14 protein-coding genes are annotated in these 16,219 nt (G+C 73.5%); 3 read left to right on the top strand and 11 right to left on the bottom strand.

The features are described 5' to 3' along the window. Positions 1 to 89: 89 nt before the first annotated feature. The gene (gene purH / locus V6N00_RS11920; RefSeq protein WP_334232597.1) at positions 90 to 1,721 is read right to left on the bottom strand and encodes a bifunctional phosphoribosylaminoimidazolecarboxamide formyltransferase/IMP cyclohydrolase; all 1,632 of its coding nucleotides are present in this window, start codon (positions 1,719 to 1,721) and stop codon (positions 90 to 92) included. A 270-nt stretch (positions 1,722 to 1,991) separates the two neighbouring features. On the opposite strand from purH, the gene V6N00_RS11925 reads away from it, so the two are divergent. Then, entirely contained in the window at positions 1,992 to 2,897 is a 906-nt protein-coding gene (locus V6N00_RS11925; protein ID WP_334232598.1) for a hypothetical protein, read from the top strand. Between the two features lie 9 nt (positions 2,898 to 2,906). Here the strand turns inward: V6N00_RS11925 and V6N00_RS11930 are convergent, their stop codons facing one another. Continuing rightward, entirely contained in the window at positions 2,907 to 3,611 is a 705-nt protein-coding gene (locus V6N00_RS11930) for a hypothetical protein (RefSeq protein ID WP_334232600.1), read from the bottom strand. Between the two features lie 147 nt (positions 3,612 to 3,758). On the opposite strand from V6N00_RS11930, the gene V6N00_RS11935 reads away from it, so the two are divergent. Beyond that, the gene (locus V6N00_RS11935; RefSeq protein ID WP_334232602.1) at positions 3,759 to 5,144 is read left to right on the top strand and encodes an MFS transporter; all 1,386 of its coding nucleotides are present in this window, start codon (positions 3,759 to 3,761) and stop codon (positions 5,142 to 5,144) included. 58 nt (positions 5,145 to 5,202) lie between these two features. Here V6N00_RS11935 and V6N00_RS11940 read toward each other — a convergent pair whose 3' ends face one another. The 4 genes from V6N00_RS11940 to V6N00_RS11955 all read right to left on the bottom strand — a co-directional run bounded on the left by V6N00_RS11940 (position 5,203) and on the right by V6N00_RS11955 (position 9,086). Further along, the gene (locus V6N00_RS11940) at positions 5,203 to 5,748 is read right to left on the bottom strand and encodes a gluconokinase (RefSeq protein WP_334232604.1); all 546 of its coding nucleotides are present in this window, start codon (positions 5,746 to 5,748) and stop codon (positions 5,203 to 5,205) included. Further along, positions 5,745 to 6,974 carry a D-mannonate dehydratase ManD gene (gene manD, locus V6N00_RS11945; protein WP_334232606.1) on the bottom strand — a complete coding sequence of 410 codons (1,230 nt, stop codon included), beginning with the start codon at positions 6,972 to 6,974 and terminating at the stop codon, positions 5,745 to 5,747. The genes V6N00_RS11940 and manD overlap by 4 nt, the downstream gene beginning before the upstream one ends. Before the next feature lie 102 nt (positions 6,975 to 7,076). Next, on the bottom strand, positions 7,077 to 7,682 hold the full coding sequence (purN, locus tag V6N00_RS11950) for a phosphoribosylglycinamide formyltransferase (protein WP_334232609.1): 606 nt from the start codon (positions 7,680 to 7,682) through the stop codon (positions 7,077 to 7,079). Between the two features lie 72 nt (positions 7,683 to 7,754). Beyond that, positions 7,755 to 9,086 (bottom strand): cell division protein PerM, encoded by a 1,332-nt coding sequence (locus V6N00_RS11955; protein ID WP_334232611.1) that lies wholly within the window; start codon positions 9,084 to 9,086, stop codon positions 7,755 to 7,757. 194 nt (positions 9,087 to 9,280) lie between these two features. Between V6N00_RS11955 and V6N00_RS11960 the strand changes: the two genes are divergently transcribed. Continuing rightward, a complete protein-coding gene (locus tag V6N00_RS11960) occupies positions 9,281 to 10,513 on the top strand; it encodes a glycosyltransferase family 4 protein (protein WP_334232613.1) in 1,233 nt (410 codons plus the stop codon). A gap of 72 nt (positions 10,514 to 10,585) precedes the next feature. Here the strand turns inward: V6N00_RS11960 and V6N00_RS11965 are convergent, their stop codons facing one another. The 5 genes from V6N00_RS11965 to V6N00_RS11985 form a co-directional block, all read right to left on the bottom strand. Then, positions 10,586 to 10,828 (bottom strand): hypothetical protein, encoded by a 243-nt coding sequence (locus V6N00_RS11965; RefSeq protein WP_334232614.1) that lies wholly within the window; start codon positions 10,826 to 10,828, stop codon positions 10,586 to 10,588. Positions 10,829 to 11,057: 229 nt separating this feature from the next. Continuing rightward, a complete protein-coding gene (locus V6N00_RS11970; protein WP_334232616.1) occupies positions 11,058 to 12,149 on the bottom strand; it encodes a hypothetical protein in 1,092 nt (363 codons plus the stop codon). Further along, positions 12,146 to 12,712, bottom strand: coding sequence for a hypothetical protein (locus tag V6N00_RS11975; protein ID WP_334232617.1), 567 nt, complete (start codon positions 12,710 to 12,712; stop codon positions 12,146 to 12,148). The genes V6N00_RS11970 and V6N00_RS11975 overlap by 4 nt, the downstream gene beginning before the upstream one ends. A gap of 226 nt (positions 12,713 to 12,938) precedes the next feature. Beyond that, positions 12,939 to 14,984 (bottom strand): hypothetical protein, encoded by a 2,046-nt coding sequence (locus V6N00_RS11980; RefSeq protein WP_334232618.1) that lies wholly within the window; start codon positions 14,982 to 14,984, stop codon positions 12,939 to 12,941. Positions 14,985 to 15,106: 122 nt separating this feature from the next. Beyond that, entirely contained in the window at positions 15,107 to 16,216 is a 1,110-nt protein-coding gene (locus V6N00_RS11985) for a glycoside hydrolase family 130 protein (protein ID WP_334232620.1), read from the bottom strand. Positions 16,217 to 16,219 lie beyond the last annotated feature (3 nt).

A 16,219-nucleotide genomic window follows, 5' to 3' on the forward strand; every position in this document is an offset into this window, starting at 1 on the left:
GGGCGGTGGATGGGTGGCTTGGCAGCCTGTTCGATGCTACCCGAACGGTGTCGAGGCAGGTCGCGGACGGCTGTCCGGCCGGTGGACGGTCAGTGGAAGAAGTGGCGGGCGCCGGTGACGTACATGGTCACGCCGGCGGCGTTCGCGGCGGCGATCACCTCGTCGTCGCGGATGGACCCGCCGGGCTGGACGACGGCGGAGACTCCGGCGTCGAAGAGGATCTGGGCGCCGTCGGCGAACGGGAAGAACGCGTCCGAGGCGGCGACCGAGCCGGTCACCCGGTCGACGCGGGTGCCGTCGGGCCCCTCGGGGGCGAGCTCGCGGGCCCGCTCGACGGCCAGCCGGCACGAGTCGACGCGGTTGACCTGGCCCATGCCGACGCCGATGCTGGCGCCGTCCCGGGCGAGCAGGATCGCGTTGGACTTCGCGGCCCGGCAGGCCCGCCAGGCGAAGGCGAGGTCGGCGAGGGTCTTCTCGTCGGCCGGCTCCCCCGCGACGAGGGTCCAGGTGGCGGGGTCGTCGCCCTCGGCGTCGAGCCGGTCGGTCACCTGCACGAGGACGCCGCCGGAGACCTGACGGATCTCGGCCGGGTAGCGGCCGAATCCCTCGGGCAGGGCCAGGAGGCGGATGTTCTTCTTCGCGGTGAGGATCGTCAGGGCCCCGGGCTCGAAGCCGGGGGCGATGACGACCTCGGTGAAGATGTCCTTCAGCGTGGTGGCCATGCCCGCCGTGACGACCCGGTTGGCGGCGACGACGCCGCCGTAGGCGGAGACGGGGTCGCAGGCGTGGGCCTTGCGGTGGGCGTCGGCGATCGGGTCCTCGGCGTCGGGGCTGCCGACGGCGATGCCGCACGGGTTGGCGTGCTTGATGATGGCGACGGCCGGTGAGTCGAAGTCGAAGGCGGCGCGCAGGGCCGCGTCGGCGTCGACGAAGTTGTTGTAGCTCATCGCCTTGCCGTGCAGCTGGTCGGCCTGGGCGATGCCGGCGGGAGCGGCCTTGTCCGCGTACAGGGCGGCCTGCTGGTGCGGGTTCTCCCCGTAGCGCAGCACCTCGGAACGCTCGAGGGCGAGCCCCGCGTAGGCGGGCCAGCTGACCGTCCCGTTCTCGTCCTCGTCGAGGAACTGCCCGGCGGTCCAGGTGGCGACGGCGTTGTCGTAGCTGGCGGTGTGTGCGAAGGCGCGAGCGGCGAGGCGGCGGCGGGCGGCGAGATCGAAGCCGCCGGCCTCGGCGGCGTGGACCACCTCGGGGTAGCCGGACGGGTCGACGACGACGGCGACGCTCGCGTGGTTCTTCGCCGCGGCGCGCACCATCGAGGGGCCGCCGATGTCGATCTGCTCGACGATCTCGTCCGCCGCGGCGCCCGAGGCGACGGTGTCGACGAACGGGTAGAGATTGACGATCACGAGATCGAACGGCTCGACCTCGAGCTCGTGCAGCTGGGCGACGTGCTCGGGCTTGCGCCGGTCGGCGAGGATGCCGGCGTGCACGCGCGGATGCAGCGTCTTGACCCGGCCGTCGAGGGTCTCAGGGAAGCCGGTGACGTCGGCGACCTCGGTGACCGGCACGCCGGCCGCGGCGATGGCCTTCGCCGTCGAGCCGGTCGAGACGATGCTGACGCCCGCGGCGTGCAGCCCGACGGCCAGCTCGGTGAGCCCGGTCTTGTCGTAGACGGAGATGAGGGCGCGGTGGAGGGGGACGCGGTCGAGCTGCTGCAGGCTCACGGGAGTGGACTCCGGTCGGTCGGGAGTGGGTTTCCCCTCAGCCTACGCAGGCAGCCGGGGTCGGGGCACGTCGATGACGACGCCGCAGAGCCCTCCGTGAGTCCGCCTCCGCGTGTGCTGGTGACCGGGCGCCACACCCGGTGTGATGCGTGGGGCGGATGAGGCCGACGCGCCGGAGGCACGCGTCCCATCTGCCCCGCTCACCGTGGCGGTTGGTCGACATCGTCGTGGTCGGGACGCGGTGGCCACCGGTCGTGGGAGCCTGTGCGCATGGAATGGACGGACGACGTCGCCCGCGGGGCATGGATCGGCGAGCGGACTCATTGGGGGTCGACGGTGACCGGCACGGTGCCGGCCGGCTACGACCGCTACGCGCGAGTGTTCCACCCGGTGCCGGTGTCCCGGCTGGTCACGGACCCGGACGAGCTCGCGGCGATGCCAGTGCCGTCCGGGTGCCCCGAGGACCTGCGGGACGCCCCGCGGTATGCCGAGGAGCAGTGGACATGGGCCCGGACGGCCGAGGCGCTCGGCGGGACGATGCACGCCACCGCCCAGTGGCAGTCGATCACCGGCAATGCCGACGGCTTCGCGACGCTGCCCGACGGACGGAACGTGGGTCAGACCCGCGAGGGCCGGCTGCCGCCCGACCAACTCGCCGCGCTGGTGCGGCTGCTGCCGACCACGACGCCGGACGACCTGACCGTCGGTGTCTGGGTCGGCTGGGGCGAGCTGAACGCGGGAAGCAGTGGCGCTGCCCTCTTCTTCCCTGCGAGCGCTTCCCGCCGCGAACGGCTCCGCGCCGAGGAGCAGTGGCGCCGTGAGCGCGAGGAGGCGCTCGACCCGGCTGTTGCGAGCGCCGTCCACCGTCGTCGGGGTCTGCTGGAGCTGCCGAACCGGGAGTATGTGCTGCTGAGCACGACGGTCACGGAACTGACGGACCCGACGTGGCCGGAGCGGGCGGGGATCGGCTGGATGAATGGCGACGGCCCGATGCCGGCACTGGTGTGGCCCTCGGACCGGGCGTGGTGCATCGGCAGCGAGATCGACTTCGACAGCACTCTCGTCGGCGGCACGGCGGAGGCGATCGCCGCGGTAACGCGATCCGACGCCGTCGAGGCCCTGATCGTCCGGCCCGACGACGACCTCGGCGCGTTCGCCGACCACGTCAACGGCTGAGGGGACGCCTCAGAATGCGGTGCCGGGCAGGCCGTGAGGCGTGAAGCGCCGGCGGCCGCCCGGCCAGCGCCCCATCAGCCAGCCGGCCACGGCGACCAGGACCAGCACCCCGAGCAGGACCAGGAGCGAGCCGACCACCATCGTCGGCTGCACCGGGGTCGGGACCATCATGGTGTTCGACAGGGGCGCGTAGGCGAACCACCCGAAGGTCACGGGCGGCGTCGTGGCCGTCGTGATCAGGCCGGCCACGACCGAGCCGAGTCCCAGCACCGTCATCACGGCCGGCACCACCCCGAATCGCCGTCGGCCGGACCCGCCGTCGCGAATCGCCCGGTCACGTCGGCGGGCGCCGGCCCACCAGGCGAGGGCGAAGACGAGCACGGCGACACCGGCCGCGGCCAGGATCAGGCCGGTGATCACGCCGGGGTCCGGCAGCAGCCAGATGTCGCCCTCCGTCGAGGGTTCGTAGGAGCCCGTGTAGAACGTCCCGGGCTCGTCGGCCACCGTGTACTCGGCGTACCCCCGCGGAAGGCCGGTCGCGGCGTCGGCCTCCGTGTTCGCCATGGTCACCGTCACCACCCCTCCGACGAGCAGCGCCAGCCCGACCAGGGCCGAGGCCAGGCGCGCCCACGGCAGGCGTCGCCGGGATCGGTGCTGTGACGGGTGTGCCGGCTCGCCCGCCGGCCGATCGGCGTTCCCCGCGTCGTCGGTCATGAGGGGATCGTAACCGCAGGTGGCGCGGGACACGCGGCCTTGCGCTACAGTGATGTCCACCTCCGGCGCCCCGTGGTGACGCAGCAAGCTATCCCGGTCGGAGGTCGCCCGCCCGTCGCGGGACTCACGCCCGGAAAGAGGTCCCTCGTGACCAGCCAGACCCCTACCCAGAATCCCCCGCTGCCCACCGGCGACGCCGTGGTCCAGGACCTGCCCTGGCGCTGGGGCGTGCAGGGGAAGATCTTCCTCATCGGCGGTCTCGGCTTCATGTTCGACGCCTGGGACGTCACCCTCAACGGCTTCCTCATCCCCCTGCTCTCCGCCGACTGGCACCTGAGCCCGGGTGAGGCCGCGTGGGTCGGCACCGCCAACCTGATCGGCATGGCCGTGGGCGCGTTCGCGTGGGGCGGCATCGCCGACGCCGTCGGCCGCAAGGTGGCCTTCACCCTGACGCTGCTGATCTTCTCCGTGTTCACCCTGCTCGGGGCTCTCTCCCCGGACCTGCTCTGGTTCTGCGTCTTCCGGTTCGTCGCCGGCTTCGGCCTCGGCGGCTGCATCCCGGTGGACTACGCCCTGGTCGGCGAGTTCACGCCGCGGAAGCACCGGGGCCGGGTGCTGACGGCGATGGACGGCTGGTGGCCGATCGGCGCCACCCTGTGCGGCGTCGTCTCGGCCGCCCTGGTCGCGGCCTTCGCCGACTGGCGGCCGCTGATGCTGGTGATGATCGTCCCGGCGCTGCTCGTCTTCTGGGTGCGCACCGGGGTGCCCGAGTCGCCCCTGTTCCTCGTCGGCAAGGGCCGGCGGGAGGAGGCCGCCCGCGTCATCGACGGCCTGATCGCCCGCACCGGGGCGACCGTGGGACCGTGGCGGCTGCCCGAGCCCGAGGCGGCCCCGAGGCTGGCGATCGGCTCCCTGACGAAGCAGGTCGCGCTGCTCTGGCGGTTCGACGCGAAGGTCACCCTGACCGCGTGGAGCCTGTTCGTCACCATCCTGCTCGTCTACTACGGCGCCCTGACCTGGATGCCCTCGATCCTGGTCAAGGCCGGCTACCCCGAATCCAGCGCCTTCCTGCGCACGGCGGGCATGACGGCGATCGGCCTGGTCGGCGCGCTCGTCGCCGCGGCGCTGGTGGAGCGGCTGGGCCGCAAGTGGCTGCTCGCCGTCACCGGTCCCCTCGCGGCGCTGAGCCTGGTGGTGTTCGCCCTGTTCCTGGACGCGGGGGCGCCCGTGGCGGCGAATGCGCTGCTGCTCTTCTTCGGCTTCGTCGTCCAGGTGGCCATCCCGGTGCTGTACACCTACGTCTCCGAGCTCTACCCGACACAGTTGCGCGGCTCCGGCTTCGGCTGGGCGTCGACGGCGTCCCGGGTCGGCGCGGGCCTGGTGCCGCTGATCTTCGGCTCGCTGCTCTGGCCGGTCCTCGGCCTGCCGCTGACGTTCGCCGTCACGGGCGCGCTCGTGGTCGTCGCCGTCGTCATCATGGCGGTGTGGGCGCCCGAGACCCGCGGCCGGGAGCTGGCGACGCTGGAGCACTGAACGTCCGCTCCACGACGACGGCCCCGGGAATCGCATGATTCCCGGGGCCGTCGTCGTCTCAGGCGCGGGTGCGCAGGCCGTCGAGGGCCTGCCGGACCAGGTCGTCGACCGGCTGGGCGATGTCGAGCACGAACCCGGGCTCGTCGGTGGCGAGCGGCTCGAGCGTCGCCAGCTGGGAGCGGAGCAGGCCGGCCGGCATGAAGTGGTCGCTGCGGCCCTCCATGCGCGCCTGCAGCACCTCGACCGAGCCGGCCAGGTGCACGAACACCGTGTCGGGCGCCTCGGCGAGTATGGCGTCCCGGTAGGCCCGCTTGAGCGCGGAGCAGGCGACCACGAGGCCCCGGCCGGAGGTCCCCGCCTCGGCCAGGTGCTCCCCCACCCGGCGCAGCCACGGCCAGCGGTCCTCGTCGGTCAGCGGGGTGCCGGCCGCCATCCTGCGGACGTTCTCGATCGGGTGCAGCGCGTCCCCGTCCACGAACGGGACGCCGAGCTCGTCGGCGATCAGGGCGCCGATGGTCGTCTTGCCGGACCCGGACACTCCCATCACCACGACGAGGGGCGCGTGCGGTGCCGAGGTGTCCTGCGGGGCGATTGCGCCGCTCACCAGTCGTGCACCGTGCCGTCGGCGAGCCGGTTGTAGGGCAGATAGGCCGGCTGGTACTCATACTTCGCGGCCTCCTCCTCGTTCAGCTCGACGCCGAGGCCCGGGTTGTCCCCCGGGTGCAGCAGCCCGTCGACGAAGGTCAGGGACTGCTCGAAGACGGCGTTCGTCCTCTCCGAGTGCTCCATGTACTCCTGCAGCCCGAAGTTGTGGATCGCCATGCCGACGTGCATCTGCGCGGCCAGGCCCACCGGGGAGACGTCGGTCGGGCCGTGGAAGCCCGACTTGACCTGGTAGACCGCGGCGAAGTCCATGACCTTCTTCAGGGGGCTGATGCCGCCGAAGTGGGTCGACGCGCACCGGACGTAGTCGATCAGCTGCTCACTGATCAGGTCCTTGATGTCGTAGATCGAGTTGAACACCTCGCCGATGGCGAGCGGCGTCGTCGTGTGCTGCCGGACCAGCCGCAGCGCCTCCTGGTTCTCGGCCGGGGTGCAGTCCTCGAGCCAGAACAGGTCGTAGGGCTCCAGGTCCTTGCCGAGCCTCGCGGCCTGCAGCGGCGTCATCCGGTGGTGGCCGTCGTGCAGCAGCGCCAGATCCGGGCCGAACTCGTTGCGCACCGCCTCGAACACGCCGGGCAGGTGCCGCAGGTAGGCGCGGGTGTCCCAGTCCTCCTCGACGGGCAGGGCGGTGCGCTGGGCCGGCTCGTAGTCGTAGCGCTCTCCCGAGGCCTGCGCCTGCGCGGCCACGCCGTAGAGCGCCTTGATGCCGGGCACCGAGGTCTGCACGCGGATCGCCGAGAAGCCGTGCTCCTTCTCGTGCCGGATGGAGTCGAACAGCTCCGGAAGGTCCCGGCCGGAGGCATGGCCGTAGGTGGACAGGCCGCGCCGGGAGGCGCCGCCGAGCAACTGGTAGACCGGCATCCCGGCCACCTTGCCCTTGATGTCCCACAGCGCCATGTCGACGGCGGCGATCGCGGCCATCGTCACCGGCCCGCGCCGCCAGTAGCCGGACCGGTAGAGGAATTGCCAGGTGTCCTCGATGTTCGCCGGGTCGCGGCCCAGCAGCAGCGGGACGACGTGCTCCTTCAGGTACGCGGCGACGGAGAGCTCGCGGCCGTTCAGGGTCGCGTCGCCGAGGCCGGTCACCCCCTCGTCCGTCGTCACCTTGAGGGTGACGAAGTTGCGGGTCGGGCTGGTGACGACGACGTCGGCCGCGACGATCTTCATGACGTTCTCCTTCGGGGGCGCGCGGGTGCGGCCCGTCTCAGCGGTGGTGCCGGTACTGGCGCGGTCCGATCGGCCGGCCCGTCACCGTTCGCGGTCGCCGCCTCAGCGGGCGGTCTCGGGTTCGGCGGTCTCGGTGCCGGCCGGGGCTTCGGGCCGGCGCGCCAGGTCGGCGAGAACCTCCACGAGCAACCCGTGCTCGACGACCTTGAGCCGGGCGTGCAGGGATTCCTCGCCCTCGCCCGGGCGGATGTCGAGGGCCCGTTGGGCCAGGATCGGGCCGGTATCGACGCCGTCGTCGACGAGGTGCACCGTGACCCCGGTGACCTTCGCCCCGTACGCGAGCGCATCCCGCACGCCGTGGGCGCCCGGGAACGCCGGCAACAGCGCGGGGTGGGTGTTGATGATGCGGAAGCGGCGCACCACGCCGGGGCCGACGATGCGCATGAACCCGGCGAACAGCACGAGGTCCGGCTCGTGCTCGGCGATGGCGGCCTCGAGGGCGTCGTTCCAGGCGGTCCGGTCGGCGAAGGCGGCCCGCGCGACGGTGAAGGTGGGCACACCGGCCCGGGCGGCCCGGTCCAGGCCCGTACAGCCTGGCACGTCGCTGCCGACGGCGACGACGTCGAGCGGCAGCGTGCCGGCGGCCACCGCGTCGAGGACGGACTGCAGACCGGTGCCGGACCCGGAGACCATGACGAGCAGACGCATGCCGTCAGTCTAGGAGTTCGCCCGGAGGCTTCCCCGGCCGGCACTGTTCCCTGCTCGCCGCACGGCGAGCGGTCAGGAGGTGGGCTGCAGGTCCTCGACGTCGACGGTCGCGGAGACCGGTTCGCGGGACGGCAGGTCCTCCAGCGGCGGCTGGCGCTCGAGCCAGGGGCCGACGACGTAGCCGAGGACGACGCCGATGGCCACCTCCGCCGCTGTCAGGGCGGCCGTGAGAGCGACGTGGGGGCCGAGGTCGGTGAGCCGGCCGAGGCCGATCCCGCCGCCGGAGAGCCAGGCGCTCACGCCCATGAGCAGGCCGGCGACGACGCCGGCGGCCAGCCCGAGGGCGAGGGTGGAGAGGGTCGCCGAGAGCCACCGCACGCGGATCCGCAGGGCGAGCCAGTCGTCGAAGTGATTCTCCGCCTCGCGCAGGAACCACCAGCCGGCGAGCATCCCGGCGACCACGGGGATGAGCAGGGTCAACAGCGCGAACACGGGCGTCGACGTCGGGACGGCGCCGAGGACGGGCACCGCGGGCAGCGCGCCGAGGTCCGTGGCGAACGGGCTGACCGTCGTCCCGGTGCCGAGCGCGAAGCCGGCGCCCGACGTGTACGAGGCCGTCCACAGCACGAGGTTCGGCATCACCGCGAGCTGCCCGACGGTGAGGGCCGCGGCCCCGACGGCTCCGGGGTGCAGGGCCTCGACGATGGTGATGATGTCCGCCCAGTGCACCGCGAGCATGACGGTCAGCAGGACGGCGGACGCCGCGACGGTGGCCAGGACGGCCAGCGTGCCGGCGCGGAGCACGGACCACAGGTAGGAGCCGGCCCAGCGCGACCGCTGGCTGCGGCGTGCCAGCCACTCGGCCGCGTCGACGCCCACGAGGCGGGTCCACGAACCCGCCTCCTGGCGGGCTCCGGCGACCAGGCCGATCGCGATCGGCAGGAGCGGGACGAGCGCCCCGAGCGGGGTCGGCACCGACACCTCGGGCGTCGAGCAGATGTAGGCGGTGCCCATCCCGGCGAGCGCGTACACACCGAGGGCGCCGACCGCGCCCTGCCACAGCTGGTCCGTGTAGGAGGCGCGCGCCAGCCGGCGGCCGCCGCGCCAGGCGAGCAGCAGCGGGATGAGGGTACCGCCCAGCGGGATGAGGGAGAAGACGCCGGGCAGGCCACCGTCGGAGACCGTCAGCGGGGTCCCGTGCAGCAGCAGCCACACCTGGCCGGCGAGCCGGGCGGCGGAGGCCGCGGACCGGTCCGCGAAACCGCCCGCGAGCCAGGCGCCGAACACCGGCACGAGCACGAGCACGGCGGTGACCAGGGCGACCTGGAGGAACACGATGGCGCCCTGCAGCCACAGGGGCATCGGGAGGTGGCGGTGGCCGCGCGGACCGAGTGTCATCTTCATCGAGATCATGGTCCCACCGGGCGGCGCCGCGGACCGGCAGGCAACGCCGCCGACCCGCCGAAACGCGGCGCCGACGCCCACGTTCCGGCGCCCCGTGCGACGCGGCGGCGCCATCGATCCGGGTTCACGGGACGTTCACGCCGGCGTTGCCGACACCTGCCCGGCCCGTCGCCTCGGCCGGTGACGCTGAGTCCGTGCGCATCGCGATCGTGGCCGAATCCTTCCTGCCCCACATGAACGGCGTCACCAATTCCCTCCTCCACGTGCTCGAGCATCTCGCCCGGCGCGGCGACGACGTGCTCGTCGTGGCGCCGTCGGGAGCGACCGTGGCTCCCTACATCCCTGACCAGCTGGCCGGGTTCCTGCCCGCACCGCTCTCGTCGGTGGTGATGGAGGACGAGGGCCCCACCGAGGTGCACGGCTTCCCCGTGCACCGGCTGCCGTCGTTCGCTCTCGCGGGGTATCCGAACGTGCGGGTCGCGGCCGGCACGGTGGGACGGGTGCGGCGACTGCTGGCCGACTTCGCGCCCGACGTCGTGCACCTGGCCTCCCCGTTCGTCCTCGGCTGGCGCGCCGTGCAGGCGGCCAACCAGCTCGGCATCCCGACCGCCGCCGTCTACCAGACGGAGGTGCCGGCGTACGCCGCGCGGTACGGGGTGCCCTGGCTGGAGCCGCGGCTGTGGCAGCGGGTGCAGGACATTCACCGGGCCTCCACCGTGACACTCGTGCCCTCCTCGTTCGCGCACGACCAGCTCGTCGAGCACGGCGTCCCCCGCCTGCAGCTGTGGCGGCGCGGCGTGGACACGACCGGGTTCAGCCCCCACCGGCGGGACGACGCGCTGCGCGCGGAACTCGCCCCGAACGGCGAGAAGCTCGTGGGCTACGTCGGGCGGCTGGCCGCGGAGAAGCAGGTGGAGGACCTCGCGGTGCTCGCCGACGCCCCCGGGGTGCGGCTCGTCGTCGTCGGCTCCGGGCCGTTGAAGGAGGCCCTGCAGGCGCGGCTCCCCCACGCCTGGTTCGCGGGGTTCCGCTCGGGTGCCGACCTCGGCCGGATCGTCGCCTCACTCGACGTCTTCGTCCACCCCGGGGAGTCCGAGACGTTCTGCCAGACCATCCAGGAGGCGATGGCCTCCGGTGTGCCGGTCGTCGCGACGGGTCGCGGGGGCCCGCTGGACCTGGTCGACTCGTCCCGGACCGGGTGGCTCTACCGCCCCGGCGACCTGGACGGGCTGCGGGACCGCGTGCTCGACCTCGTGGGCGACGACGCGAAGCGGGCCGCATTCGCCCGCGCCGCCCACGCCTCGGTGCAGGGTCGCACCTGGCCGGTGCTGTCCGATCAGTTGATCGGCCACTACGAGGACGCCATCGTGGCCCATCACGAGGTGCGCCCGACGGGCCGCTCCGCCCTCCGCCTGCGCCGAGGCTGACGGCACCCCCGCGACAGAGCCCTGCATCCAGGCGCCGCAGACGGGTGCGGACGGTCCGGAGGGGCCGCCCGGTCAGTCGTCGAGCGCGTCGGGCCCGTCGTCGGTGCGCCGGGCCCGGTCCGCTTCGCGGCCGGTCTCCTGGGCCGCGGCCTCGGCGGCCTCGCGGTCGTCCTCCGGCTCGTGGGTGTTCGCCTCCGACGTCGCGCCGATGCCGACGCCGTCCTCGTGACCGGGGATGTTCGACGGATCCGGGTCGCGCGGGGCCGACCCGCCCGCGTCGGACCGGTTCTGGCCAGCATTCTGGGTCTCGCTCATGGCTCGCTCCCTTCTCCGGCACGCCGGCCGTCTGCCGGGCGCCACTGCCGCGGTGGGACGCCCACGACAGGCACCCCACGGGTTCAGCGTAGTGCGACGGCGCTCCGGCGTCTGCCCTGTCGTCTGCGCTGTCGAGTGCCCTGTCGAGTGCCCTGTGGAGTGCCCTCACGATTGCCTGACGGGCGCCCTGACCGCGGCCCGTCCCGCGGTCTCCCTGCTCGTCAGCGTCTCAGTCCGCCACCCGGTGCTTCGTCCCCGCCTCGTAGCGGCGGTCCGTCAGGTCCGAACGGAGCAGGTCGTCGGCCAGCAGCTTGACGATGAGGAACCGGGTCTGCGGGCCCGACTCGTAGACCAGCCGCCGATCCTCCCCCTCCCCCGCGGTGCCCACCCCGAACTGGGGATTCCGGTCGACGAAGGAGACGAGGTTCGGGGTGGTCAGCGCTCCCGCGTACTCGGGATCGGCCGCGAGCAGCCGCGCGAGCTGCGCCATCTTCGCGATCATCGCCGGTTCGGTGGCGACGGCCTCGCCGAGCTGCTCGCCCCCGTCGATCGCGACCGTGGCGGTGGCCGTCGCGAAGGTGGTGCGGGCCATCTCCCGGGCCCGGTCCGGCGCCTGCAGCTGCTGCGCCAGCGTCGTCACGGCGGTGAACAGGACGTGCTCGCCGATCACCGCCGCGTCGAAGCGCGGCGAGTAGTAGAGCAGCTGTTCGGTGGGCACCGGCTCCCAGTACCCGTCGCGCGGCAGGAGCGCCCGCACACCGCGCACCCGCCGCGTCGCGATGCCCTCTCCCTTGAGCCGGTACACCGCGACCCGGTCACCGTCCGCCCCGGTGAGCACGTGCGCCATCGCGACGACCGGTTCGGCGGCCTCGCCGCGGTCGAGCGGCAGGTCGTCGGTGAACAGCCGCTCGTGCAGCCGCGCCAGGGCGGGGACGTTGGCGAGCTCGTCGACGAGAACCTCGTGGCTGCCCGGGCGGTAGGACGGGTCGTAGGGCACCAGTTCCTTCTCGAGCAGACCGAGCAGGTGCGCCTGGACGTCGGTGATCACCTCGGCGGCCAGGCCCGCGGTGAAGTCGACGGCGCTCAGCACGGCATCGGTGAGGCTGTTCCGGACCAGGGCGGTGCTCAGGGTCGGATCCACGAACAGGGCTTCCAGCCCTGCCCGCGCGCCCGCGAGCGCCACCGGCTGCCCGTCGCCGATGGCGTCGGCGGCAACGTCGGTGGCGGCACCGACGGGTACGACGGCGTCGGTGGCGCCGCCGGGCACGGGGACGCCGGCACCGGTACGGGTGGTGGGCGACGTGGTCGGAAGGCTGGTCACGGTCGGTCCTCCTGGGTGACGGTCGAGCGGACGGGACGGTCCCGACGCGCGGCGATGAAGACCCCCGGTGCGAGCCGGTGAGCCCGCACCACCCCGTGCTGCGGCAGGAACTCGGCTCGGCTGAGCATCCGCACGGCGGCGCCGTTCTCCAGTTCCAGCTCCCAGATGCGGAAGCCCACCAGGGCGAGCACGGGGTTGAGGTAGTAGAGCCGGCCGCGCACGTACACGACGGCGAAGATGAGCAGGTACAGCACCATCGCGAGCTGTCGGGCGGGATCGGACCCTGCGAACACGGCGAGCACGACCGGCACCATCTGCGCGCCGAGCAGGCTGAGCAGGTCGCTGTCCCGCTGCCGCACCTCCGCACAGCGCAGGGGAACGGCCTGACTGCCGCGTGCGGCGCGCACCACGAGGCCCGCCAGGCCGGTGACGGCGAGCATCAGCACCGCACCGGCGACGTTCCAGGACGCGACCGGCAACGGCGATCCGGCCAGCAGCACGATCGCCGCCAGCGGACCGAACGCGGACAGCAGCAGCCCTCCACCCACCATCGAGGCGCGCATCGGAACTCACCTCCTCCGGCCCCCACCGTGTTTCCCGCCCTGATCTGATTCCTGCTCTGATTCGTGTCTGGTTCCTGGTCTGGTTCGTGCCCCGTCCCCGGGGTCTGTCCTCAGCATCCCGCCCACCACCGACAGAACTCGCCGGCCGGGAACGGCCGGACGCGGACACAGCGACGCACCGCCGACAGGGGGAAGTCGGCGGTGCGTCGGTCGGTGGGGCCGGATGTCAGCGGGTGGGCGACCAGACCGCCGTCATGCCGCCGGCCGGGACCGTGACGGTGCGTGAGCCGGCTGGGAACCCGGCACCCACGAATCGCCCGTGGTCGTCGAAGCGGGCGGCCACCGTCCGGCCGGTCCCCGGCACGACGACCGTCCGCGCCATCGACGCCGCGCTGATGAAGAGCCGCAGGGTGCCGGCCGGACCGCTGAGGGTCACCGTCGACACGAGCGGTTGCAGCAGCAGGGCGTCGAGCCGGGCCTCGCCGGTGGACGTCGCCGTCACTGTCGTGTCGGTGGCGCGCAGGGTCGTGGGCACCGCCCACGGGGCGAGGATGCCCGGGACGGCGCTGACGCCCTGGGCACCCGCTCCCCCGTTCGCGACGGTCCCGAGCAGCCGGTCGCCCGTGCGCAGCGTCAGCGCACCGGCGGGGCCCTCCCGTCGTTCGGTGACCGCGTACACGCGACGCTCCCCGCCGGTGCCGGCCGCCGCTCCGACGGGGATGCTCACCGATCCGCCGGTGACGAGCCGGACCCACGCGTCGCCGGACCAGTTCGCCTCCCCGGTCCACTGCGACGGCGGGACGACGACCGTCGCGGTGCCGGTCAGCGTGCCGGACTCGGCCTCGACGACCCTCAGCCCGTCGGTGCTGTGGGGCCCGCCCAGGGACACGGCGAGCGCCTTGACCGCCGGGTGGGCGTCGAGGGCGAGCATCGACAGCTGCGTGTGGATGACGGACTCGGCGCCGCAGTTGCGGTTGAGCCGGCCGTCGGTCTCGATGCCGTCGACGCAGACGCCCGTCGCCCGGTCGTACACGGGCACGCCCGCCTTGTTGGCGCCGAAGTACCAGGCGCCGTAGGCGGCGGCCAGCACGTCCAGCCCCGCCGCCCGGGTCCGGTCCGCGGTGTCCAGCAGCGACTCGATCCGGGAGTCCACCCCGTAGGCGATCTGCGCCTCCGCGGGCAGGGGGCTCCACGCGTTGTCGGCGCCGCCTGCGGCGAGCAGCTGGGCGGTGAAGTCGGCGCCGTCGGCCACGGCCGTCGCGAGCAGGTCGCCCCGGTGCAGGATCGTCGACGCGCGGGCGAGCGCCGCCGGGGCCATGCCGCCCCAGGCGTGCCAGAGGCTGCGGGTGGTGACGCTGGGCAGGATGGCGCCGAACGGCCACCGCCCGAGCCCGCCCTCGGCCATCGCCGCGATGCCCTCGCTGTATCGGGCGAGGTCGCGGGCCGCGCGGGTGTCCGCGGGGGCCGCGGCCGCGTAGGCGCTCAGGCCGAGCACGGCCTCGGCCGTCGCGTCGGCCCCGCCGGTGATCAGCCATGCCGGCACCCGCTCCCCGTCGGACACGTTCCACGTGCCGTACCGGGCGAGCGACTGCCGCTCCAGCGCCCCGAGCGCCAGGTGGAGCCGGTCGCGCAGGAAGGACGCGAACGCCGGGTCGGACGACGCGAACGCGGCGTACCCCTCACCGAGGGCCCACACGGTGCGCGCCAGCCAGTAGGACTCCGCGGAGTCCGAGGGGTCGGGCAGCTCGACCGGTTCCGCGCTCGGGGTCAGCGTCCCGTCGGCCTGCTGCCACAGCACGACGTTGCCCGCGTTCGGGCCCGAGCTGGTCTGCAGGTAGGTGAGGGTGCGCAGCAGCTGGAGCGCCCGCTCGCGACTGGACGCCCGGTGGTTCTGTTGCCAGTCCCGCACGTACACGACGGCGGAGCGGGAGATGTCGTCGGCGTTGAAGGCGCCCTGGCTCCAGTACCCGGTGACGGGGACGATCGTGCCGCCGCCGACGCGCTCGAAGCTGCCGTCGTCCTTCCGATTCGCGTAGGTCCACGGGGCCTGCCCGGTCGGCTGCTGCGCGATCCGCCAGGTGGTGTGGCCGGCGACCGGACGCAGCGGGACGCCCGCGAGGAGGAAGTCCAGGTGGGCGAGGTTGGTCAGCGGTGCCGTCGTCGGCAGGACGGCACCGGGGATGAGCGGCGCGGAGGACGTGGCGGGTGCGGCGGTGGCCGTCCCCGTGGGCAGGAGCAGGAACAGGCAGACGAGCGGCACGAGCAGGCGCATCAGCCGGTGACGAGTGGAGGGCCGGTGGCGAGTGGACGGACGGGACAGGACACGGGTTGGGGCACGATTCATCGCGAGAACCTCTCGAGGTCGAGGCCGAGCAGGGGACCCTGAGCGGGCCGTCAGACCGTGGGCGCGGGCGCCGTGCGGTCGAGTCGGGCGACGCCGATGCGGGCGTCGGCCATGCCGTAGAACACGTAGAGCGTGCCGTCGATCTGCTCGATCGCGGTCGGGAAGACGACGTTCGGCACGGTGCCGGACCGCTCGTCGTCGGTGTCGGGGGTCAGCAGCGGCTCGGTGGTCCGGGCGAGCACCCGGGACGGGTCGTCCGCGTCGAGGATCATCGCCCCGGCGGCGTACCGCACCCCCTGCTGCGGGGTGAACGCGGAGCCGTCGATGTGCCCGGACACCCCGTGGTGCAGCAGCAGCCACCCCTCGGGCGTGCGGATGGGCGCGGGACCGGCCCCGATCTTCAGGCTCTCCCACGCGTACTCGCTCATCGCGACCAGGCGGTGCTGGCCGAGCCGGACGAGGTGGCGCAGGTCCTGCTGCACCTCGTCGACGGGCACGTAGGAGATCCAGATGCCCGGCCGGGGATCGGTGACGCCGGCGGGCAGGTGCTCCCCCTCGCCGTCCCGGATCCAGCCGAGGTCCCACATCGGCCGGTGCAGCAGCGCGAAGGAGGGCACACCGTCGGGCGCGGGCACCGGCTCGGGGAAGAACACGGCGTCCTTGTTGGGGAAGAGGTTCAGGTCCGTGTCCAGGTCCGGCTGGTAGTCCAGCAGCAGCGGGCCGAGCCGCTCCCAGTGCCGCAGGTCCCTCGAGATCGCGAGCGCGAGCCGCGGCCCGAGCGGCCCGTACGCGACGTAGGTCATCACATGGCGGCCGAGCGCGGGGATCCAGGTGACGCGAGGGTCCTCCGTCCCGGCGTTGGCCAGCCCGCGCTCGAACCCGGCGTCGGGCGCGAGCACGACGCCCTCGCGTCGCACCCCGGTGGGCACCCCGTCGGTCGTCTCGACCTCCGCCAGCCCCACCCGGGACACGTTCCCCGCCGCGACCAGCCGGGGCAGCAGGAACAGCCGGCCGTCCGGGTCGCGCCCGCTCGCGGGGTTGAGCACGCCCTCGGCCTCCATCGGGTCGCCCGGGTCGGGCACCATGACGGTGCCGCAGCGGACCAGCGTCCAGGGCACGGCCGTGCTCACGGCCCGGCCGGCGGGATCGGTCGTGGTCATGGC

The sequence above is a fragment of the Tersicoccus mangrovi genome, assembly GCF_036881825.1.
Lineage (GTDB): Bacteria > Actinomycetota > Actinomycetes > Actinomycetales > Micrococcaceae > Tersicoccus > Tersicoccus mangrovi.